Consider the following 22,402-nt stretch of genomic DNA (forward strand, 5'->3'; position numbering starts at 1 on the left):
GTGATGTACGTTGTCCAACAAAATTCCGCACATATGAGAGGAGTTTATAAAACTATGCGCTACGTTATCATAACAGGAACTTCACAAGGTTTAGGTGAGGCAATCGCTACGCAATTATTAGAAGAAAATACAACTGTCATCTCTATTTCTAGAAGAGAAAATAAAGAGCTTACTAAACTTGCAGAGCAATATAATAGCAATTGTGTTTTCCACTCCTTAGATCTTCAAGATGTACATAATTTAGAAACGAACTTTAACAAAATCATTTCATCTATTCAAGAAGACAGTGTATCTTCTATTCATTTAATTAATAATGCGGGTACAGTTGCTCCTATGAAGCCAATTGAAAAAGCAGAAAGCGAACAATTCATTACGAACGTTCACATTAATTTACTTGCTCCTATGATTCTTACATCTACGTTTATGAAACATACGAAAGACTGGAAAGTAGATAAACGCGTTATTAACATTTCATCTGGTGCAGGAAAAAATCCTTATTTCGGATGGGGCGCTTATTGTACAACGAAAGCTGGTGTAAATATGTTTACACAGTGCGTAGCAACTGAAGAAGTGGAAAAAGAATATCCAGTAAAAATCGTCGCTTTTGCACCTGGCGTTGTTGATACAAATATGCAATCACAAATTCGTGAAACAAATAAAGAAGATTTCATAAATTTGGACCGCTTCATTGCATTAAAAGAAGAAGGAAAACTATTATCACCTGAATATGTTGCGAAAGCTATTCGTAACTTACTAGAAACTGAGGACTTTCCTCAAGGCGAGGTTATTAGAATTGATGAATAACAAAAAGGCGTGCTATTTCAACACGCCTTTTTGTTCTACTTCTCTAAAAATATAAGCATAGACTCCGTAATTTGCTCATAACCAATTTCTTGATAAATTTTATTCGATGTCGGATTCGCTAAATCAGTATATAACGTAGTCGTCTTGTACCCTTCATCTAACATACGTTGACTAAGTGCCGCTACACACTTAGATGCGTATCCCTTTTTCCTTGCTTCTTTCAGCGTATATACGAAATTAACTGTTATATTATTTTTAGTTGGTCTCGTTTTTGCAGCTACAGAAACGAGTTTCCCATCCACTTCCAAACCAAACAGTCGATTTGTAGTTATTAATGTATGCGCAGTTTGTTTTGCTTCTTCTTTCGTAGTAGGAAGCTTTACGTCTTCACAAAATTGATATATCCACTGTTCTATTAATGGTAATTCATCATTATTTACCGCCCGGAAAAGTCCATCCGCATTACACTTCTTCTTTACTCTGTTGAGCTCATACACACCTTGTTCCATTGTAATATTCGTTTTCTTATTTTCTAATACCGCAATCTCTTCCGCTAATTTCTGTACAATTTTCTTATTACCGATCAATCCAGGAATATCCGGGTATACTTTCGTTAACTCTTTTGCAAGTTCCTCAATAGCTACTCCCGAAATTTCAGAAGTTGCAACAATGATTTGTTTCTTCTCTTCTGTTTGTAGAAATACAACCGCAATTTCTTCTCCTTGTTTCGCTATCCCCATAAATATCGGTTCTTGGACCATTTGTAATACACCTAATATGAGATTGTTTTCCTGCTCATTCTTTTCTAGAAATGGTGTAACATCTTCTTTAAAATGAAAAATCTCTTCATATACATGTAATTGAATCATCGACAATCTCTTCTCTCTATTTATATTTTAATTAAGTATTGGCGATTAATTCATTAAATCCTTCTTTTACAATTCTATAATATTAGAAACTAATATATTTAAATCATTTTCAGTTTGTAAAATCCTCTGTTTTTCCTTTTCAAATACATCTTCTTCTTTTCGAAATGACTCTTTTCGATTTTGAATCATACGATTCATTTCTTTTTTACTCGGTCCACCGTATACATTTCTTTTTTGAATAAAAGCTTCTGGCGATATGATTTCTTTCCACTCTTTTTCTAATAAATTTATTTTAAAATGTTCTTGCAAGTATATATTTACATCTTTGAAATGTAATTCATGTAGCTCCTTTTTCTGCCCCAATGACATATTTGCAATAACACTTGCTGCATGATGAGCATGCCGAAATGGAATTTCATAATTTTTTGTTAAAACATCGGCGAAATCCGTTATCGTTATTGCATGTTTATAGGAACGACTTTTTAACGTTTCTTCTTCTACTTTCATCGTTCGGATCACTGCATTCATCATACAAAAAACACGAATTGCCTTTTCAATCCCTTTATATAAATATGGCTGCAAGTCATCTTCCGTATCGACAATATCACCAAATGGTGTATTATGAATCATTTGAAATACTGTAAATGCTTCTCCTAAAGCACTACTCGTAATCGCACGAGCGTGTTCAATTGAAACCGGATTTCGTTTTTGCGGCATAATACTACTGATTTGTACATATGGCTTTGCAACAGTAATACCGTCATATTCTTTCGTTGCTAACAACAAAAAGTCATGAATCCATCTACTCGTATTCGTCATCATTACCATAAGTAGCGAACTAACTTCTAATAAATAATCCGCTCCGGCAACAGCATCATATGAGTTCTCAATTACATTTGTAAATCCAAGTAGATGAGCAACTCGTTCTCGTTTAATCGGGAAACTTGTTGTAGAGAGTGCAGCCGCCCCCATTGGAGACTGATTTAAAAGCTGGTACGTTTTTTTCATTCTTTCTAAATCTCTTTGCATCGTATCATAGATTGCTAACGTATAATGACCAAATGTTGTTGGCTGTGCCGGTTGTGTATGTGTATAAGCTGGCATGATTGTTTCCTTATAATCAGCAGCAAGTTGTAGTACACTTTCTTGCAATAACAAATGATGTTCCATTAATCGTAATACATATCGCCTTAAACTCATGCGATACATCGTTACACCCATATCATTTCTACTTCTACCAATATGCATATTACTTACAAAATCGCATTTCGCTTCTTGAGAAATTAAATGTTCGACTAAAAAAAAGAGATCTTCATGCTGCTCTGTATAGAGCAATTGCTCTTCTGGAATTCCCTCTACCTTTTTTAATGCGTGTAATATAACTTTAGCTTCTTCCTTTTTCATTAAATTTTCTTCCGTTAGCATCGCAATATGTGCTTTATGCACTTGAAACATATCTTTCAATAAATAATTTCGTTGAAAATCAAATACATGCTGTAATACACAATCCACATATGTTTTTCCAGGGAAATCAGCGCCTTCACTCTTTATAAACTCTTCTTTACTCTGTTTCATCACCTTTTCCCCTCTCACCTAAGTATTACTACCCATCATACCCAGAGATAGAAAAAAAGTGCTTGTACATAAAAATAAACTCGGTGCTCTCTGCACCGAGTTTATTTAATAAAAGTCGCATCATACTTATCACTTTGCAACACTTGGAAATGTAAGTTTGCTAAATGTTTCCGTATTTCTGCACTATCGTCTTCATTTAAATTATTCGCCAAAAACACAATCTCCGTACAGTTTCCACGTTTATCCATAGCGTAAACTGCTTTTGTAACCGTCCATGGTGTGTAACCATTCTTTTGCCCAGCATGTCTGAATGTTTTACGGTATTTCTTGGCACTCATGTCTGTTTCAACGATATTTGCCCACACTTTTTCTTCAGCCTCTGTCAAGCCACCTTTATGGTTTGCCTTTTGAAGTAATACCATATAATCATTTGCAGAAGCTGCTGGTAATCTATCTGACCAAATTTTGTCGTAACGTTCCTCTAAATAAAGCGGAATTTCCTTCTGTAATAATGGTCCCTTCTTCTTTAAGCGTTCATGAATAACCATCGCATATTCACGATATTGCTCTTGAGACATTTCTTTTAACTTTTTCTCTATTTTATATTTTGGAACATGTAATTCTTTATGCAAATATCCCGGGATATACAAAGATGAAACGATTGGAAATAGTGGTTGATGTGCAGGAAGTGATAAACTTTGTAAATTTCGATTGATGTTATCTAATCCTAACAATTCCATTAAGTATTCAGCATTTGCATTCGAACTAAACTTAACCATTCCTTTTGCCACCTCTTCTAAAGAAACCGCTCCTTCAGTTATCTTGCCCGTCTTCTCCAAATACCTTTGCCATCTATCTTGTGCACCACCATCTGTATTCGGTACATAATAGCGATTCACATCATTAATCGATACGAAACTAGACGAATCAATTTTCCCTTCAGTAACTTGTTTCGTATATTCAAGCGCCACAATTAATTTCATCGTACTAGCAACTGGCAATACAACATTTGGGTTTACAGAATAGACAACTTTATCATTTCTCTTTACTAGAAGCGCACTATTTTTTTCATCTTTGTGTTCTTCAATAAAAGATGCAATATACTGTGCATCATCATTATTTGAACTCCACACTTTTTTCACTAAAAAGTTACCCGATATTAGCAAAACGAAAATACCCACAACCACTGCGCATACTATAGTTTTTTTCAAGTAAAATTCCTCTCCTATTGTGTAACTCTTCTCTCTATCTTTAAAAAACAAAATAATGGAGATGGTTATTTAAATAACCATCTCCATTATTTTAACTTGTATACTCCTATTATGTCTACGTCATGATTTTCACAAAATCCTCAAGGAATTTTTTATAATGTAATGACCAACCAATTCGCATCCAATTTTTTAATGCTTTTGCATCAGGTTGAGGACGGAAATCTGCAATACTTTCTCCTTTTGCTATTCCCACTGTATCTACATCGACACGGCGATACACATAATCCAATATTGAAGGATTTGCGGCAACCATCATTGTAACGACGTCATGTACTGGACTTCCTTTTATTTTCGGATTTAATTTTCTATAAGCTTTATAATAATACGTAAAAATCGGTTCAATTAATTTATTAAAACTTGTTTTAGAATGTTTCGTAATATACTTTACCATTTCTGGCGTAATAATAGCTTCAGATGTAACATTGAGCGGCACCAGTGTCACATTCTTGGCATTTTGCATAACTAATTGCGACGCAATCGGATCACCATGAAAATTCGCCTCTGCGACTGGTGTAACATTGCCTGGCATTAAGAAAGCACCCCCCATTATATAATATTCTTTCACATACTTCATCATTGGCTTTTCTAAAATAAATGCTGTCGCTAATGTTGTTGATCTACCAGCATCGACTATTATTAATTCTCCTTTATATTTTTCAAGAATGTCAAAAAACTCACAAAAAGGCTTTATATTTGGAGAAAGATTTTTCGGTGGTCGAATTGGTCCTAAACCTTCCGCCCCATGAATTTCTGGATAATACGTTGTAATATCTCCAGATAAAGGGATTTTCGCACCATTAATAACAGGTATATCTTCCCTACCTGCTAACTGTAATAAATATGCCGCATTACTTGTCGCCTTTTCTTGCGTTACATTTCCATATCCTGTAACTACACCAACAATATCAATATCAGGATGCAACAATCCATACATAATTGCTAAAGAGTCATCAATTCCTGGGTCTCCTAAAAATAATACTTTTTTCATCGACCTCAACTCCATCCCCTCAGTTGTTATTAATTTATGAATAACCGTGGATATACAGAATAAAAAATGAACAAATTCACACAAAAAAACGCAGTCTTATAAGGACTACGTTCTTCAGCTAACCTATACTGTTTTTTTTACAGCACTCATACTTCCAATGATGTAAGCGATAAACGCAAAACAAATCGGGAAGACAACTGTATGTATACCGAACGGATTTGGATAGAAAAGATGAATACACATATATGAGCCTACCCCAACTAAAATAGACGCAAGCGCTCCTGTAGCATTTCCTTTCCTCCAATATAACCCTAATACGATTGGCCAAATGAATGCAGCTTCTAATCCACCGAAAGAAAATAAATTTAGCCATATTAAAAAATCTGGTGGTTTAATTGCCGCTGCATAAACGAGTAGTCCTACAATACCAGTAATCCACAAACTTCCTTTTTTTATCGTACTGTCTGCTGCATCTTTATTTATGTAATTTACGTATATATCTTTAATAATTGACGAGCTTACAAGTAATAATAAAGAATTTACTGTAGACATAATCGCTGCCATCGGTGCAGCTAAGAAAACTCCAGCTAACCAAGGTGGCAACACTTCCATCGCAAGTAGCGGCATTACTTTATCTGGTACCGTTATACCTGGAAGTACTACTCTTGCAAATACACCCGTTAAATGCATACCAATCATAATTGTACCCACAACAATCGTCCCAATTATTAACGCTTGATGCATCGCTTTTGAATTTTTATAAGACATGGCACGCACGCTAATTTGCGGTAAACCGACAACGCCAATTCCAATTAAAATCCAAAATGATGTAACATATGATTTCGTTAAACTGCCATCTGCTCCGAATGGTGTAATTAACTTTGGATTAATTTGAACAAGTTCCTGCATAATCTTTTCAATTCCACCACCAGCAATGACAGTAGCAATTAAAATGATTGTTGTTCCAACTAACATAATGATTCCTAATAATGTATCTGATAGAGCAACTGCACGAAATCCACCAATTAATACGTACACAAGTACAGAAAAAGTAAATAAAAATAGTGCTGTTGTATACGATAGCCCCGTTAGTGACTCGATTAATCGTCCACCACCGACCCACTGGGCTACTGTCGCTGAAAATAAAAAGATAATAATACATAACGCAGAAAGTATAACAACTGCTTTATTATTGTATCTCCCTTTTAAATAATCGATAAGAGTAATTGCTTCCATCTTCCTAGCGATAATTGCAAACTTTTTACCGATAACCGTTAAAACGATATACCCTGTTACAACTTGAATCGCAGATAACAGTACCCATCCAAGACCCATATTGTAAGCAATACCAGGGCCACCAATAAAGCTACTTGCACTACCGTACGTAGCAATCATTGTCATCGCTAATAATAAACCGCCTAGCTCACGCCCACCAAGAAAATATTCTTGCAAAAATTTATTATGAGCAGTTGCTTGCACGCGTCTTGAAGCATATACACCAATTAAAAATACAACGATAAACGAAATTATCATTGGAATGATTACATACCAATTCATCTATTATTCCTCACTTTTTTCTTCCTCATCGAGTGAAATATCTTGAAATACAAAACGAACAACTAAACTAAGTAAAATAACCATAACGATAAATCCAACGATACAGCTATAAAAAAACCATGCGGGAAAACCTAATACATATGTATATTCATTCGGATTTTTACTACCAAGCCCATAAGCAAATCCGTACCAAATTATAAAATTAATAATAGCAAGTCCAAGACCAATTAACGCTTCTCTATGGGCTATTCGAAAGCGTGGATCATCATGATAATCTTTCATTTTTACCCCTCCTCTCACGATGTATTATTGTACCATTGTTCTTCTAGTTTTTCCTACTAGAAAGCAAAAACAAGCAGGATTTTTTTATAATCATATAGAAGATTCTCTTACATTACATATTTTTTACAATTGTAACACAAATGAAATTTGAATTTTCAGTATTTCTTAATTATGATTTTAATTAGAGGCTTTCCATCTAGTTTCCACATCCTTGATTTCGGAATAAGCGCCGTCTCGTACTGCGTTTACATTATATTTTCAAGGGGGTTATACAATGAGTCAACTAGCTGTAAATCTTCATGAAAAGGTAGAGAAGTTTCTTCAAGGTACAAAAAAGTTATATGTGAATGGATCTTTCATTGAAAGCGCTTCCGGTAAAACATTTAAAACACCTAACCCAGCAACTGGTGAAACACTTGCCGTCGTTTCTGAAGCTGGTCGCGAAGATATTCATAAAGCTGTAGTCGCAGCTCGTATGGCTTTTGACGAAGGTCCTTGGTCTCGTATGAGCACTGCTGAGCGAAGCCGTCTCATGTACAAGTTAGCTGATTTAATGGAAGAACATAAAGAAGAGCTTGCACAGCTCGAAACATTAGATAACGGAAAGCCAATCCGTGAAACAATGGCAGCAGACATCCCACTTGCAATTGAGCATATGCGCTATTACGCTGGCTGGGCTACGAAAATCGTTGGTCAAACAATTCCTGTTTCCGGTGATTACTTTAACTATACACGCCATGAAGCTGTCGGTGTCGTTGGTCAAATTATTCCTTGGAACTTCCCGCTTCTTATGGCAATGTGGAAAATGGGAGCAGCGCTTGCTACAGGATGTACAATCGTTTTAAAACCTGCAGAACAAACTCCACTATCTGCTCTATACTTAGCTGAATTAATTGAAGAAGCTGGATTCCCGAAAGGTGTTATTAATATCGTACCTGGATTCGGTGAATCAGCTGGACAAGCTCTCGTTAATCATCCACTCGTTGATAAAATTGCATTTACCGGTTCTACTCCTGTCGGTAAACAAATTATGCGACAAGCATCCGAATCATTAAAACGCGTTACACTTGAGTTAGGCGGTAAATCACCAAATATCATCTTGCCGGATGCTGATTTATCTCGCGCGATTCCTGGTGCACTTTCTGGTGTTATGTTTAACCAAGGACAAGTATGCTCTGCTGGATCACGCTTATTTGTTCCGAAGAAAATGTATGATAATGTCATGGCTGATCTCGTCCTCTATTCTAAAAAACTAAATCAAGGTGTCGGTCTTAACCCTGAAACGACAATTGGTCCTCTCGTTTCTGAAGAACAACAAAAACGTGTAATGGGCTACATTGAAAAAGGGATTGAAGAAGGCGCTGAAGTACTTTGCGGAGGAAGTAATCCATTCGATCAAGGCTACTTCGTTTCTCCTACAGTATTCGCTGACGTAAATGATGAAATGACGATCGCAAAAGAAGAAATTTTCGGTCCAGTTATTTCTGCAATACCATTTAACGATATTGATGAAGTAATTGAACGTGCAAATAAATCACAATTCGGCTTAGCGGCTGGTGTGTGGACAGAAAATGTTAAAACAGCACACTATGTTGCAAGTAAAGTACGTGCAGGTACAGTGTGGGTAAACTGTTATAACGTGTTTGATGCAGCATCTCCATTTGGAGGATTTAAACAATCTGGTCTTGGCCGTGAAATGGGATCTTATGCATTAAATAACTATACAGAAGTAAAGAGCGTTTGGCTTAACTTAAATTAATGAGAAAGAACCTGACCTATCCGGTCAGGTTCTTTTCATTATGTATTCCTTTAAACTTGCAGTCCTCCGCTCACATTTAATACTTCACCTGTAATATAAGATGCGTATTCTGATGCTAAAAAGGCTGCTGCGTTCGCAATATCTTCTGGCGTTCCAATTCTACCAACTGGAATAGCGCCAACCATCTTTTCTTTCACTTTATCTGGTATCGTTTTGGTCATATCTGTATCCATAAACCCCGGACAAATCGCATTACAAGTAATACCGAAACTTCCAACTTCTTTCGCTGCTGTTTTTGTTAATCCTACAACTCCAGCTTTCGTTGCAGCATAATTTGCCTGTCCAATATTCCCCTCTCTACTTATAGAAGAAATATTAATAATTCTTCCATATCCTTGTTGTCTCATATAAAGAAGTGCTGGTTGCATACAATAAAAAACACCAGTTAAATTCACTTGTAATACTTGTTCCCAAGCAGATTTCTCCATTTTATGTAACATTGCGTCTCTTGTAATTCCAGCATTATTCACCAAAATATGTAATGTACCAAATTTTTGAACTGCATATTCAATTAACGACTTTGCTTCATTTTGATTACTCACATCACATCGATATGAGCACACTTCATATCCTTCATCTGATAACTCACGTGTCGTTTTTTGTAGCTTCTCTTCATTTACATCGCTAATTAATACTTTCGCCCCTAGCTTTGCATAAACCTTTGCAATCTCTTTTCCAATTCCCTGTGCAGCTCCTGTTACAACAGCTGTTTTCCCATTTAAAAACTCCATTCCTATCCCCCATTTCTATTACTTATACTGTATATTTCGGCTTTTTACTTTCCAACTCCTCTTTGTATAAAAAAGTCTATTTGTGTCAAACTAACTTTGCAACGTCGCATAAAGTGAAACTTTAATTAGTGGGAAGTTTGTTCATCCCCCACTGATTATCAGCCCTCACCAATCGGGCATTTACGGACAGTTAATCTCCCACCTAGCTTCTTTGTTCCATCTGAGTTTTAAGGTGGGGGTTTTACTACCCGTTATGCGGGATAAAGTGCAAGGAGATTGTGTCGAATGAATAAAAAGAATTTCAAACAAAGCAAAGCAACTGATGGCATTGATGTTGAGTTCTCTCGCGAACTCGCTGACCACAATGACTTAGAAGCAAACGCACGTGCAAATGCCGCTGATGCACGTCAAAAGCGCCAACCAACCGAAAAATAAGGTACATCACAACCTTATTCTTTTCAAAAGGGACCTACTACCCAACAAAATAAACCGAGAGACATCTCTCGGTTTATTTTCTATATTTTTTTGCATAATGAGCCAAAGTAAGCAACGGATATATATGAGCATAACTATGATAACGAATATAAAACCCACCTGGTAAACCTGTTCCAGTAGGATATTTTTCATTTATATAAGGGTTGGAGAGCAAATATGAAATACCTTTTCGAATAACTGACGTTTCTTTATCATAGTAAGAAATGAGGGCATCTAAAGCCCATGCTGTTTGGGATGGTGTACTAAATGGTAAAGTAACGAACCTTTTCTCCACACTACTGTGGCAAGATTCTCCCCAGCCACCATCTTCATGCTGTATATGTTCAAGCCATAAAGCTGCTCGTTTCAATGATGGATCGCTAGATGGTATTCCTAGTGACCGTAAACCAGTCAACACTGCCCACGTACCATATATATAACAAATTCCCCATTTCCCATACCACGATCCATTTTCCTCTTGTGCATTCATTAACCAATTTATCGCACTTTGTTTTTGTTTCTCAGGCAATTCGTTTTGTGCATACGTCCCGAAAAACTCTAGCACTCTCCCTGTAATATCTGGTGTAGAAGGGTCTGTAATCATATCACTTGCATTTTCGATTGGTAAATTTGCTAATATACGGCTCGTTACCCCTTTTTCAAAAGCTCCCCAACCACCATCATTGTTTTGCAATCCTTTAACCCAATTAACTGCTCGCTTCCAAGCATTATCTACATTTTCGTTCCCTCTACTTCGCGCCAATGCTCTTAACACAGCAGTTGTATCATCAATATCGGGAATCGTCGTATTCACATCCGAAAAGCCCCAACCACCTGGGAAGAGATCCGGTGCATGTACACTCCAATCTACTTTCTTTGTTTGCTGTTTTCTTAATAAATACGCTGATGCATTTTGAATCACTTTACTTGCTTTCGGAACTTGAGCTTCTTGCAAAGCATAACTGAGTAAGGCTGTATCCCATATAGTTGACGGAGAGTTTTGCAAATGGCTCCCTCTCTCCATCTTCCATATATAAGATGTAATTCCCATTATAGCCTTCTTAATAATTGGTGATTGAATAGAATGTCCTAATGCAAGTAAAGCATAAATCATATAAAACGAGGCAGTTGCGTAGCTATATAATGTTCCATTTTCATCAATACGCTCTTTCATAAAACGTTCTACTTCCTCATATCCTTTATGATGCAAAGAAAGTGGATACGTTATAATTTTCTTCACGTCACTTACTAACGTTTGAAAAACTGGAGACCGATCCTCTCGAAACCATTCTCCGCCCCCGCCTGCAATGTGATTTAAATTTGGCAATAACTTTTTCCCTACTCGAAATCTTTTATTTAAACACAACATCATCGGAATTAAATGAATACGTGCTGAGCTACTCAATTCAAATATACTGAGAGGGGAATCATTCTGCAGAAACATAATTGGTGTTGGCAAATGAAAAAGAGAAGGATATTCATATTCTCCATGAATCGCTAATAAAAACTTCGTCATAAAATGAGCACGTGCTACCCCACCTCGCTCATTTATAAACATTTCCGCTCGCTTCATATTCGCATCTTCTTTTGTATATTTTTCCGATGCAAGTAAGGCGGCATAAGATTGAATTGTAGCTGATAAATTACCTCCCACCTCATCTTCATACAATTTCCATGTTCCTTCATTTGTTTGAAGTGATGCTAATCTTTTCACAAACGGTTCTATCTCTTTATCTCTACCTAATAATTTTAATAAAAAAATCATATGGCAATCTGTTAATGGAGCTCCTTCAAAACAAAACCGCCACGTACCATCTTGCCGTTGCATTGTTTGAAGTGCAGTTGTTCTTCTCGCTATTTCTTTATGCACTTTTTCATATAATAACAAGTTACTCACCCACCCTTTCGAAATCCGTATAACGATATTCAAAAAGGTAGCTGAATATGTATAAAAACAAAGAAAAGCAGAACATATAAAATGTTCTGCTCATAAACAATACCCTACTCCGACAATAATTCCTAATAAAGCACCGACTACTACTTCATACGGTGTATGCCCAACAAGTTCATTTAAATTCTTATATTCTGTTTCTCTACCGTGAAAAAAGTCATTCAATATTTTTGCTTGTTTACTTACTGCAAGCCTTACTCCTGAAGCATCATACATAACAATAATGGCAAAAATAGTAGCAACCGCAAACATCGAGCTTTCCACACCTTCCACTACTCCAACTCCTGTAGCAAGCGCTGTAACTGTTGAAGCATGAGAACTTGGCATCCCACCTGAAGCAAAAAACTTTGCAAAATCAAATTCACCTGTTTTAACTAATTTAAAGACTACTTTCGTTAATTGTGCTAAAAACCATGAAATTACAGCTGCCATAAGCGGATCATTATGTAAAATTGTTTCCATGTTCTCAGCTCCTTACTAGCTATAATGGAAATCCTATATAGTATCAGTATAAAGAAAAATGCGTAGAAAATACTACGCATTATGATACTTTTGCTGATTTATTTTTTATAAATTTCGGTTGTTTCTGCACTAAAAACTTAGTCTTCGCTACCGAGAATACAAATAATGCAACCCATATACAGAAAAATGCAATCATATGAGTAGATGTGAAATGTTCACCAAATACGAATACACCTAAAATTAAGCTAATTGTTGGTGCAATATATTGTAAAAAACCTACCATATAAAGCGGAATAAGTTGGGCTCCTTTTGCAAAATAAAAAAGTGGTAGAGCTGTAACAATACCCGCTCCTATTAATAGTAATGTCGATAACATTGAGATAGAGCCAAATGAGCCGAAACCATGTACTCCTGTCATTACTAGATAAATAATCGCAAACGGCGTCACTAACATCGTTTCCATCGTAAGTCCAATTGTCGCATCATAGTTTAACAATTTTTTCGTTAATCCATATAATCCAAATGAAAAGGCAAGTGAAAGAGAAACCCACGGAATAGATCCGAAACGTACTGTTAAAATGATAACCCCCACTCCAGCTAAACCAACTGCAACATATTGCCAGAAGTTTAACTTTTCCTTTAAAACGACTGTACCAAGTAAAATACTAATAAGCGGATTAATATAATAGCCAAGACTCGCTTCAATAACATGATTATGATTAACGGCCCATATATAAACAAACCAGTTTCCGCTAATCAAGACTGAAGCTATTGTTAATGACATTAATAATTTAGGTCGTTTAAAAAGATTCACAAATTCCCCAATAAACTGGCGAAACCTCTTCGTAACACCTAATACGAGTAACATAAAAACAAACGCCCAAACGATGCGGTGTGCTAATATTTCATCTGCTGGAACTTCCTCAACCCATTTCCAATAGATTGGTAGTATTCCCCACATCGTATAAGCACCAGCCGCATATAGTATCCCCTTTTTTTGCTCTGCTGATTGACTCCCCATCTTCCTTTTTCTCCTCTTCTCATTTTTTCTCCATTATACGGTCTCACATGCTCACTTTACCAATAATCAATCTGCATTTCTTTCGACATTTCTCATACAACGAATAATAAACATACCGTTATCACAACAAGTAACGGTATGCCGAAAACAAATTTCTTTTTATGAGTTTTATGATGAAACATATACATTCCGATCCAAGCTCCAACTGCTCCCCCAGCTGCCGCCGATAAAAACAACGTACTTTCTGGCGTTCTCCACTGTTTCTTCTTTGCTTTTCGTTTATCAAGCCCCATAAGGCTAAAAGCTATAACGTTAATAATAAGAAAATAAATCCATTTCATCGCTTTCTCTCCTTATGAAAAATTCGATTAATAGTAACACGAAAAAACGACGGAAACAACTGAAGAACTCTTTTTATCCAACTAGTTTCATTCCTTTTTCTTAATTAGTTACCTTCATATTTACATAACCAACTAAAATCGCAGTTAAAGCATTTAATATTGAAAAATGTTATGTGCAGAATCTTATATTTCATTACATTCATCCACTACCATATCATCGAAAAAACTTCCCTCAATCTCCTTCTCATCAAAATGAAGAACCATAATTAACCCTACATATAAAGAAACGAAATTTAAAAACCATTCCCCATTCTCATCTTTCTTAGCTAAGCATTTAAATATCTCTTGAAATTGCATACGCTCATCTGTCGCAACAACCGGTCGCACGCCAAAATATTTCAATACAAGATGTAGGTTGAGCTGCACGGATAATGATAAAATATACTTTAATAACTCGGTATAATGAGCAACATTTTTTTGACTATATAACTTCACAAGCTCTTGATGTAAAGTAGAAATTGATAATTCTTCTTTAGTCACTTTTGTTGCTTCTAACATTTCAATCATCTTTTTCATATCCATTCCATTTACCCCTTCAGTTACAAAACAAAAGCCAAAGTATACTTATTTTATAATCAACAATAATTGAGTATCTCTCGTCTCTCTTTCTTCTTCACTTACTAAGTCATACTTTTTTAAAAGATGAAATACATCATTTAATATTTCTTGTGAGTGATTACCTTGTAAAAAATTTTTTACCCCTTTAAAAATCTCTTCAGGTAAAAAACTCTTTTGACTTTCAAGCTTATTCATCACATCTTCAATAGAATGATCAATGTTACATGCCATACTAAACTTCCCCCTCTATCCTCTATAAATAATATCCTCAGCTAACGATGTAAACACTTCTCCAACAAGAGAATCTTCATCATATACAGATGAACCATTATTTTCTTCACGTTTCGCAAAAGGTATTTGGGCAATTACTTCTGTTTGCAATTGTTCTGCAAGCATTTCGCCACCGCCTTTTCCGAAGAGATAATTTTTCGATCCATCTTGTTCTTCATAATAAGCCATATTTTCCACAATACCTAAAATCTCATGCTTCGTATGTTTTGCCATTACACCGACTCTTGAAGCAACGAATGAAGCTACATTGTGCGGAGTTGTAACAATTATTTCTTTCGCTTGCGGAATCATCGCTGCAACATCGATCGCAACATCTCCTGTACCTGGTGGTAAATCAAGTAATAAATAATCTAATTCTCCCCAGTGCGTATTCGCAAGAAAATTTCGAATCCATTTATTTAGCATCGGTCCGCGCCACATAACTGGGTTATTTCCTTCTGTAAAAAATCCCATCGACATGATTTTAACACCGTGACTAATGACTGGAATTGCCGTTTGATCAATCATCGTTGGTTTCTTATTCGTTTCCATCATAGCTGGAATACTAAAACCATATATATCTGCATCTAATATCCCCACTTTTTTGCCCATACGCGCTAGTGCAGTTGCAAGATTAATTGTCACCGTTGATTTTCCAACTCCGCCTTTTCCGCTCGTTACAGTAATAAAACGTACTCCTGAATCCGGGCGAAGCATGCTCGGCATACCAGTTTCTGTTCTAGTATTTTTCTTTAATTTCTCTGTTAAAGCTGTACGTTCTTCTTGTGTCATAGAACCAAATGTTACCTCCACTTTAGAGGCACCAATTGCGTGAAGTGATTCTTCAATATCTTGTTGAATTTTTGCTTTTAACGGACAACCTTGGATTGTTAGTACTACTTCAAGTTTAACCTCTGTTCCGTTCATTTGTATATTTCTAACCATATTTAATTCTACAACACTTTTGTGTAACTCTGGATCCTCTACATGTTTTAATGCATTCATTATTTGTTCTTGAGTAAGCATAGAACTCATCCCTTCTCTTATTCTAATTTATATACAACATTTTCTTGGCGCTTCATCTGGTGAAAAAGCTTATCATCCACCGCTAACAGGCGGGATTAATGCGACTATATCTCCAGCTTTTATCATCTCTTCATTCATTACAAACTCTTCGTTAACAGCGACCATCACTTTATCCAACGATTGTAAACAATAGCTGGCTTTGAGCCATTCTTTTAATTGTTGCACTGTCATTTCTTGCTTTTCTGAAATCACTAATCGATCCGATCCAACTTCCTCACGCAAATTTGCAAACAATAAAATTATAATCATTTTCTCATTCTTCCTTCTTTGGTTTTCCTTCTGGATATGGTGTATTTTCAAGTTGATCTCCAATCCACATCGTTCCATCTTCCCAAAATTCTTTTTTCCAAATTGGAACAATTCGTTTTATACGTTCAATCGCGTACTCATTCGCTTCATAAGCTACTTTACGATGCGGTGATGAAACTGCAATGACTACCGCAATATCCATTATTTCTAGCCGCCCTACACGGTGCGTAATTGCTACTTTTGTATCCGGCCATCTTTCACTAATTTCTTCTCCAATTCTCATAAGTTGTTTTACTGCCATCGGTTTATATGCTTCATACTCTAAATGTAGCGTTCGTTTTCCTTTTGTTAATTCTCTCACCGTACCAATAAATGTTGTAATCGCACCTGCTTCTCTTCTTGCGACTTTATTCGTTACTTCTTCAACTAAAATCGGATTATCTACAATCTTAAATAGCACTTGTTCCATTAAAACCACCTCTCACTTTATGAAATGTCCAAGGCCATTCACTACCTTCGTTATCTTCTAATAAAAGAACATCGACAAACATATCTTTTTTATATCCTCTTGTCCCGCCCGGCAATACGATAAACGCGTTGGATTCTGCCAATGAAGAAACTGAGCTAGATTTATCAAACCCTGATGGATAAGCGATTAATTTCCCCTCATCATATTGCAATTTTGCTCGTACAAATCTTATAAATGGATTCGGTTTTAGAAAATCTTCTCCTAATAACGCTTTTTCTCTTTTTAAATGTACTTTTTCACTAAACATATACGTCCGAATACACGGTCTTACGAATAATTCAAACCCTACGTAACAAGCTGATGGATTTCCTGATAAACCAAATAATAACTTGCCATTTAATTGTGCTACAGTCGTAACACTTCCTGGTCGCATTGCAACTTTATTAAAAAGAACAGATGCACCTAACTTTTCGTAAATAGCTGGTAAATAATCATAATCTCCTACTGATACACCGCCCGTTGTAATTAACATATCTACTTGGCCAAGCGCTTCTTTCACAGCTGTAAAACACGTATTAAAATCATCACTAAACTTCCCAAAATATTTTACTCTTCCGCCCGCTCTTCGAATTTGAGACAATATCATGTACGTATTACTGTTTCGGATTTTCCCTGGCTGTAATGAATCATTAACATCCAGTAATTCACTCCCAGTCGCTAACAGTCCAATTACAGGCTTTCTCGCAACTGGTACTTCACTATAACCGAATGTAGCAAGAAGAGCTGAAATACCTGGATTAATGTACGATCCTTTCTTTGCAAGAACCGTTCCTTTACGAGCATCTTCACCTTGAAAAGAAATATTGTCGCCCTTTTTGAATGATCGCTTCACTTCCATATAATTGTTGCCATTCTTCTCATATTGACGAGTCAGCTCTAACATAACAACCGCATCACACCCATTCGGAATTTGTGCTCCCGTCATAATTCGAACTGCTTGAAACGGAACTACTTTCTCATGGAATAGCGATCCTGCACCAATTTCACCCACTACTTCAAATACAATTGGCGTTTCATAACTTGCTAAATTAGTATCTTCTGCTCGAATAGCAAATCCGTCATACGGCGAACGATTAAATGACGGTACATCATGGTCAGCTACTAAATCCTCCGCTAATATACGTCCATAAGCTAATTCAATTGGTAATAGCTCCTTTAAGCCTTTATCAGCAAATCCCATCACTTTACGAACAGCTTCTTCAACCGTAATTGGCACTCTTCTTTCCATTGTTGACACCCTCTCTATTAACCGAATACGCGATAATATAGTTGTTTCGCTTTCGAAATATCATTTGTACCATGAATAAAAACACGACCATCTCGAAAAACAACCACGCGGTAATCATCGAATTGGCAAGATAGTAAATACGGATTCCGATCTAATTTTCCCAGTTTTTGTAATACTTTTTCTATATCATCAAAATTGTATTTCCTATTGTCTACTGTTCTAATTTGAACTGTATTTCTTCCGCATAAAACAGCTGCTTTCGTTTGATTTTCGTATGATAAATAAGGATAAGTTCGATTTGAACCGCATGAGAGACAAGCGTCTGTTTTTATTTTCCCTAATTTTATAAAATGATTTTGATTACTCCATATATCAAACATGAAAAATGTTTTTCTAATTGCTGAGAAATCTTCCACTAAAATTTTGAGTGCTTCTGCCACTTGATATGCTGCGACGATTTGAACAGTCGGGCTAATAATTCCAGCGGTATCACATGTCACACCTGTAACAGGAATATTTTTAAGCATACAATGTAAACACGGTGTCTCTTGCGGAATAATTGTATAACTCATACCATACGATCCAACGCAAGAACCATATACCCACGGAATATTATGTTTTTGTGATAAATCATTTATTACAAATCGAATATCAAAATTATCTGTTGCATCAATGATTACATCTACATTTTTTAATAGACCTTCCATATTTTCTGAAGTTGCATCCATTACGAAAGCATGTATTTGTACTTCCGAATTAATTTGTTCTAACCGATTTTTTGCAGCAATTGCTTTCGGCATTTTCTCTCTCGCATCTTGTTCAGAGTACAATTGTTGCCTTTGTAAATTACTCCATTCAACGTAGTCACGATCAATAATCGTCAACTTGCCAACACCTGCACGTACGAAACTTTCGGCACTTGCACTTCCTAATGCGCCTGCCCCTACAATTAACACATGTTTATTTCGAATTTTTTCTTGTCCTTTACTCCCAACTGGTTTGAACAACTGTTGTCGTGAATACCGATCAGCCATTACATCCCCTTCCTCTCAAGAACTCTATTTCATATTAGAATGTTGTTTCTGATAACAAGCAAAGTAAGCAAAACCAACAAACCCAGCTCCTCCAATTACATTTCCGATAAAAACAGGAACAAAATTTTTAGCCAGATCCATCCACGTTAGATGACCAGCAAAAATAACAGCGGAAATGACAAACATATTTGCTACTACTTGCTGAAATCCAATCACTACAAATGCCATAATTGGAATCCAAATTCCGATGATTTTTCCGACAAAATCACTCGTCCCGTAAGCGAGCCAAAGAGCAAGACAGACGAGCCAATTACAACCAATTGCTAAAATTAAAGTTCTCCCAAATGATTCATGTAACTTCCCTTCCGCTATCGCTACCGTTTTATTTAAATACTCTCCCTCTGTTAATCCGCCAAGATGTCCAAAGCAATACGCAACGAAAATTGCCCCAATAAAATTCATGAGAGTAATCCAAACCCAGTTATTCAGTACACTTATCAATGTAATTTTCTTTGCATAAAGCGCCATAGACAGTGACATCATATTTCCCGTAATTAATTCTCCTCCTGCTAATACTACGAGCATGAGTCCAACAGGAAATACTGCTCCTCCTAAAACATTCACTAGACTTCCCCAGCGCTCAGGTAAATTCCCTAAAACTCGAATGTTAAGTAAAAAACCTATTGCAATAAACGCTCCTCCTAAAAAACCGAGAATAAGCATCGCTGGCAATGTCTGTCTTACTTTTTGAACACCGGCCTCAATGACAAGCTCAGCAATTTGTTCCGGCTTATGAAATGCCATTACCCATTCCTCCATTTTCTCCAAATAAAAAAGCAGCTTCAAAAAACCTCCTCAAAATAAAGGTTTTTGAATGCTGCTTAATTTCTCTGCACATCTTTTACAGAGATATCAATCATCACTTTTACTATAAAATAGAAAATCCACAACTCTTGTAAATTTTCCATTTTTCACTATGACGCTAGCTTTATATATTAACCACCGATATGTGACATTTCAATTTTAGGCATTGTTTTCTTATTTGTATGATTTAAGCGTTCATCTGAATAACGATCTTCCCTATTATTCCATATATCGCATACTAAATCTTTAATGTCCTCATCTGTATGTTCAGAACGAAGCAATTCTCTTAAATCATTTCCTTTAGAAGCAAATAAGCAAGTATATAATTTTCCTTCTGCAGAAATACGAGCTCTCGTACATGATGAGCAAAAAGAATCTGTTACTGATGAAATAATACCTATTTCCTCATCGCTTCCTATATAACGATACCTAGTAGCCACTTCACCAGAATAATTTGCTTCTATCCGTTCTAACGGCATAACTTGATGAATCGTATCTACTATTTCTTGTTTAGAGACGACCTCTTTTAAATCCCAACCATTATAATTTCCAACGTCCATATACTCAATAAAACGAAGAATATACTTATTTTCCTTAAAGTATTGCGCCATTTGCAAAATGTCCTGTTCGTTTTTTCCCTTTTGAACGACCATGTTTATTTTAATTTTCATTCCAACTTCAGCTGCTGCCTGTATTCCTTCCAGAACCCTTTGCACTTTGCTCCTATTACCATTTAAATAGAAAAACCGCTCTTCTTCTAAGGAATCTAAACTAACTGTCACACGTGATAGCCCCGCCTTATATAAATCAGGAGCAAACTTTTTAAGTAACGATCCATTGGTTGTTAAACCGATATCTTCTACACCATCAATTTTATTAAGGCGCTCAATAAGCTTTGGAAGCCCTCTTCGAAGTAACGGTTCTCCGCCTGTAATCCGTAATTTTCTCACACCTAAAGAAACGAAAATACGTGTTATCCTTTCAATTTCATCAAAAGATAAAATTTTATCATTAGACAAAAACGAGTAATCAGGACCAAATATTTCTTCTGGCATACAATATCGACAGCGAAAATTACAGCGATCAGTAACTGAAATACGTAAATCCTTTAACGGACGTTGCAACTTGTCTAATGTAACTGATTTCATCTTCATTGCCTCACTTTTATTTTATATTTAAAACACGTTCTGGATGGGTATATACATTTAAGGAGTGATTACGAATAAATCCTATTGTCGTAATACCTAAATCTTCTGCTAGTTGCAAAGCTAACTCAGTTGGAGCTGATTTTGATAGTATAATTTCACAACCGATTTTTGCAACTTTCAATAATATTTCCGAAGAAATACGACCACTAAAAACAATGATTTTATCTTTTATAGAAATATCGTTTCTTAAACAATAACCGTAAATTTTGTCTAGTGCATTATGCCTACCAATATCCATTCGGCTTAAAATAATACCATTCACATCACATAACGCTGCATTATGAACCCCGCCAGTATGATGAAACGTATCCGCAGATTGCTGCATTTCTTTCATTAACCGAAAACAATCCTCTGCCGCAACCTGTACATGGACACCCTTCATTTTTTTTGCACTTAGTGCATCATTTGCAAAAACAAACCCTTGCCTACTCATACCACAACAAGACGTAATATAGCGTTTATTTTGCATTTGTTCATAATACGGATTTACTTTTGTCGTTATTACATGCACAAATCCTTCTTTCTCCTGCACCCATACACTATCAATATCTTCATACTTCCGAATGATTCCTTCAGACGCTAAGAAGCCTATTACCATATCTTCTATATATTCTGGAGTACTAACCATTGTAACAAACTCCTGTCCGTTCATTTTAATGGTGACAGGAAACTCTGTTACAATGCTGTCCTCTATATGCTTAAATGCTCCTTGTTCATAACGAAAGATTTCTCTTTCTACCTGTATCGGTTTCACGATCAGTATCCTTCTCTCACGTTATATTTTTATCAAAAACAAATACAGAAACTGCAATATCTTCTTCTACTTTCATATCCGAAAACAAATTCACTAATTTCGCTCCAACAAGTTCCTCCAAATGTTCACGGGAATTCGCAGCATACACTTCTTGAATCATTTTCGTTCTAGCCATATGAACCATTTCCGCACCGTCCATCGTACTTGAAATAAATTTTTCAGTAGGTGTTAAGTTTCCATAAAGAGTCGCTATAGCCATATTTTCCGCAAAAACAGTATGAATTCGTTCTGGTCCTTTTCCAAAAAGTTCCTTTCGAAGTTTTCGTATCATATCATTAAATTCATGTACTTTTTTTGACATACAATTATACCTCCCAAAAGCCTCATTTTACTTTATTATATATTTTACCAAAATGA

The 22,402-nt window shown here is 36.0% G+C and carries 25 protein-coding genes; 3 read left to right on the forward strand and 22 right to left on the reverse strand.

Annotation, left to right across the window (positions count from 1 at the left end; genetic code table 11):
* Positions 1 to 54: 54 nt before the first annotated feature.
* Positions 55 to 804, forward strand: a complete 750-nt coding sequence (locus tag MHB52_RS18475) for a (S)-benzoin forming benzil reductase (RefSeq protein ID WP_001271046.1) — start codon at positions 55 to 57, stop codon at positions 802 to 804.
* A gap of 35 nt (positions 805 to 839) precedes the next feature.
* On the opposite strand, the gene MHB52_RS18480 is transcribed toward MHB52_RS18475, so the two are convergent.
* The 6 genes from MHB52_RS18480 to MHB52_RS18505 form a co-directional block, all read right to left on the reverse strand.
* Positions 840 to 1,673 carry a GNAT family N-acetyltransferase gene (locus MHB52_RS18480; RefSeq protein ID WP_000615378.1) on the reverse strand — a complete coding sequence of 278 codons (834 nt, stop codon included), beginning with the start codon at positions 1,671 to 1,673 and terminating at the stop codon, positions 840 to 842.
* 66 nt (positions 1,674 to 1,739) lie between these two features.
* On the reverse strand, positions 1,740 to 3,248 hold the full coding sequence (gene argH / locus MHB52_RS18485) for an argininosuccinate lyase (protein ID WP_061663841.1): 1,509 nt from the start codon (positions 3,246 to 3,248) through the stop codon (positions 1,740 to 1,742).
* Between the two features lie 101 nt (positions 3,249 to 3,349).
* Positions 3,350 to 4,459 carry a serine hydrolase gene (locus MHB52_RS18490; RefSeq protein WP_000751377.1) on the reverse strand — a complete coding sequence of 370 codons (1,110 nt, stop codon included), beginning with the start codon at positions 4,457 to 4,459 and terminating at the stop codon, positions 3,350 to 3,352.
* Between the two features lie 115 nt (positions 4,460 to 4,574).
* Entirely contained in the window at positions 4,575 to 5,522 is a 948-nt protein-coding gene (locus MHB52_RS18495) for a nucleoside hydrolase (RefSeq protein WP_103572790.1), read from the reverse strand.
* 108 nt (positions 5,523 to 5,630) lie between these two features.
* Positions 5,631 to 7,064 carry a sodium/pantothenate symporter gene (gene panF / locus MHB52_RS18500; RefSeq protein ID WP_001104815.1) on the reverse strand — a complete coding sequence of 478 codons (1,434 nt, stop codon included), beginning with the start codon at positions 7,062 to 7,064 and terminating at the stop codon, positions 5,631 to 5,633.
* 3 nt (positions 7,065 to 7,067) lie between these two features.
* Complete coding sequence (locus tag MHB52_RS18505; RefSeq protein WP_000656239.1) at positions 7,068 to 7,346, reverse strand: YhdT family protein; 279 nt, start codon at positions 7,344 to 7,346, stop codon at positions 7,068 to 7,070.
* A 274-nt stretch (positions 7,347 to 7,620) separates the two neighbouring features.
* Between MHB52_RS18505 and dhaS the strand changes: the two genes are divergently transcribed.
* Positions 7,621 to 9,105 (forward strand): aldehyde dehydrogenase DhaS, encoded by a 1,485-nt coding sequence (gene dhaS / locus MHB52_RS18510; RefSeq protein ID WP_000080279.1) that lies wholly within the window; start codon positions 7,621 to 7,623, stop codon positions 9,103 to 9,105.
* A gap of 50 nt (positions 9,106 to 9,155) precedes the next feature.
* Here the strand turns inward: dhaS and fabG are convergent, their stop codons facing one another.
* Entirely contained in the window at positions 9,156 to 9,896 is a 741-nt protein-coding gene (gene fabG / locus MHB52_RS18515) for a 3-oxoacyl-ACP reductase FabG (RefSeq protein ID WP_000395018.1), read from the reverse strand.
* A 285-nt stretch (positions 9,897 to 10,181) separates the two neighbouring features.
* Here fabG and MHB52_RS18520 point away from each other — a divergent pair, with 285 nt between their 5' ends.
* Positions 10,182 to 10,331 carry a YfhD family protein gene (locus MHB52_RS18520; protein ID WP_001035813.1) on the forward strand — a complete coding sequence of 50 codons (150 nt, stop codon included), beginning with the start codon at positions 10,182 to 10,184 and terminating at the stop codon, positions 10,329 to 10,331.
* A 73-nt stretch (positions 10,332 to 10,404) separates the two neighbouring features.
* Here the strand turns inward: MHB52_RS18520 and MHB52_RS18525 are convergent, their stop codons facing one another.
* The 15 genes from MHB52_RS18525 to MHB52_RS18595 form a co-directional block, all read right to left on the reverse strand.
* Positions 10,405 to 12,258: a terpene cyclase/mutase family protein gene (locus MHB52_RS18525; protein WP_016118442.1), complete on the reverse strand. Its 1,854-nt coding sequence runs from the start codon at positions 12,256 to 12,258 to the stop codon at positions 10,405 to 10,407.
* Between the two features lie 99 nt (positions 12,259 to 12,357).
* Positions 12,358 to 12,783 carry a divergent PAP2 family protein gene (locus tag MHB52_RS18530; RefSeq protein ID WP_061663842.1) on the reverse strand — a complete coding sequence of 142 codons (426 nt, stop codon included), beginning with the start codon at positions 12,781 to 12,783 and terminating at the stop codon, positions 12,358 to 12,360.
* 79 nt (positions 12,784 to 12,862) lie between these two features.
* Entirely contained in the window at positions 12,863 to 13,804 is a 942-nt protein-coding gene (gene rarD, locus MHB52_RS18535) for an EamA family transporter RarD (RefSeq protein ID WP_000535538.1), read from the reverse strand.
* Positions 13,805 to 13,896: 92 nt separating this feature from the next.
* Positions 13,897 to 14,145: a DUF1294 domain-containing protein gene (locus tag MHB52_RS18540; protein ID WP_000871349.1), complete on the reverse strand. Its 249-nt coding sequence runs from the start codon at positions 14,143 to 14,145 to the stop codon at positions 13,897 to 13,899.
* Between the two features lie 183 nt (positions 14,146 to 14,328).
* The gene (locus MHB52_RS18545) at positions 14,329 to 14,727 is read right to left on the reverse strand and encodes a hypothetical protein (RefSeq protein WP_061663843.1); all 399 of its coding nucleotides are present in this window, start codon (positions 14,725 to 14,727) and stop codon (positions 14,329 to 14,331) included.
* A gap of 42 nt (positions 14,728 to 14,769) precedes the next feature.
* A complete protein-coding gene (locus MHB52_RS18550; protein WP_000752379.1) occupies positions 14,770 to 14,994 on the reverse strand; it encodes a hypothetical protein in 225 nt (74 codons plus the stop codon).
* Between the two features lie 15 nt (positions 14,995 to 15,009).
* The gene (locus MHB52_RS18555; protein WP_061663844.1) at positions 15,010 to 16,059 is read right to left on the reverse strand and encodes a P-loop NTPase; all 1,050 of its coding nucleotides are present in this window, start codon (positions 16,057 to 16,059) and stop codon (positions 15,010 to 15,012) included.
* Positions 16,060 to 16,131: 72 nt separating this feature from the next.
* A complete protein-coding gene (gene moaD, locus MHB52_RS18560; RefSeq protein ID WP_000583943.1) occupies positions 16,132 to 16,368 on the reverse strand; it encodes a molybdopterin converting factor subunit 1 in 237 nt (78 codons plus the stop codon).
* Between the two features lie 4 nt (positions 16,369 to 16,372).
* Positions 16,373 to 16,837, reverse strand: a complete 465-nt coding sequence (moaE, locus tag MHB52_RS18565; RefSeq protein WP_061663845.1) for a molybdopterin synthase catalytic subunit MoaE — start codon at positions 16,835 to 16,837, stop codon at positions 16,373 to 16,375.
* Positions 16,818 to 18,125, reverse strand: coding sequence for a molybdopterin molybdotransferase MoeA (locus tag MHB52_RS18570; protein WP_061663846.1), 1,308 nt, complete (start codon positions 18,123 to 18,125; stop codon positions 16,818 to 16,820). Before MHB52_RS18570 ends, moaE begins: the two co-directional genes overlap by 20 nt.
* A gap of 17 nt (positions 18,126 to 18,142) precedes the next feature.
* Positions 18,143 to 19,159: a molybdopterin-synthase adenylyltransferase MoeB gene (locus tag MHB52_RS18575; RefSeq protein ID WP_061663847.1), complete on the reverse strand. Its 1,017-nt coding sequence runs from the start codon at positions 19,157 to 19,159 to the stop codon at positions 18,143 to 18,145.
* A 24-nt stretch (positions 19,160 to 19,183) separates the two neighbouring features.
* A complete protein-coding gene (locus tag MHB52_RS18580) occupies positions 19,184 to 19,963 on the reverse strand; it encodes a formate/nitrite transporter family protein (protein WP_000863998.1) in 780 nt (259 codons plus the stop codon).
* Positions 19,964 to 20,154: 191 nt separating this feature from the next.
* On the reverse strand, positions 20,155 to 21,171 hold the full coding sequence (gene moaA, locus MHB52_RS18585; protein ID WP_061663848.1) for a GTP 3',8-cyclase MoaA: 1,017 nt from the start codon (positions 21,169 to 21,171) through the stop codon (positions 20,155 to 20,157).
* A 16-nt stretch (positions 21,172 to 21,187) separates the two neighbouring features.
* Entirely contained in the window at positions 21,188 to 21,985 is a 798-nt protein-coding gene (gene fdhD / locus MHB52_RS18590) for a formate dehydrogenase accessory sulfurtransferase FdhD (RefSeq protein ID WP_000802684.1), read from the reverse strand.
* Positions 21,986 to 22,001: 16 nt separating this feature from the next.
* Entirely contained in the window at positions 22,002 to 22,346 is a 345-nt protein-coding gene (locus MHB52_RS18595) for a DUF2294 domain-containing protein (RefSeq protein ID WP_000039582.1), read from the reverse strand.
* Positions 22,347 to 22,402: the final 56 nt, after the last annotated feature.

This window comes from Bacillus sp. FSL K6-0073 (assembly GCF_038006085.1).
Lineage (GTDB): Bacteria > Bacillota > Bacilli > Bacillales > Bacillaceae_G > Bacillus_A > Bacillus_A cereus.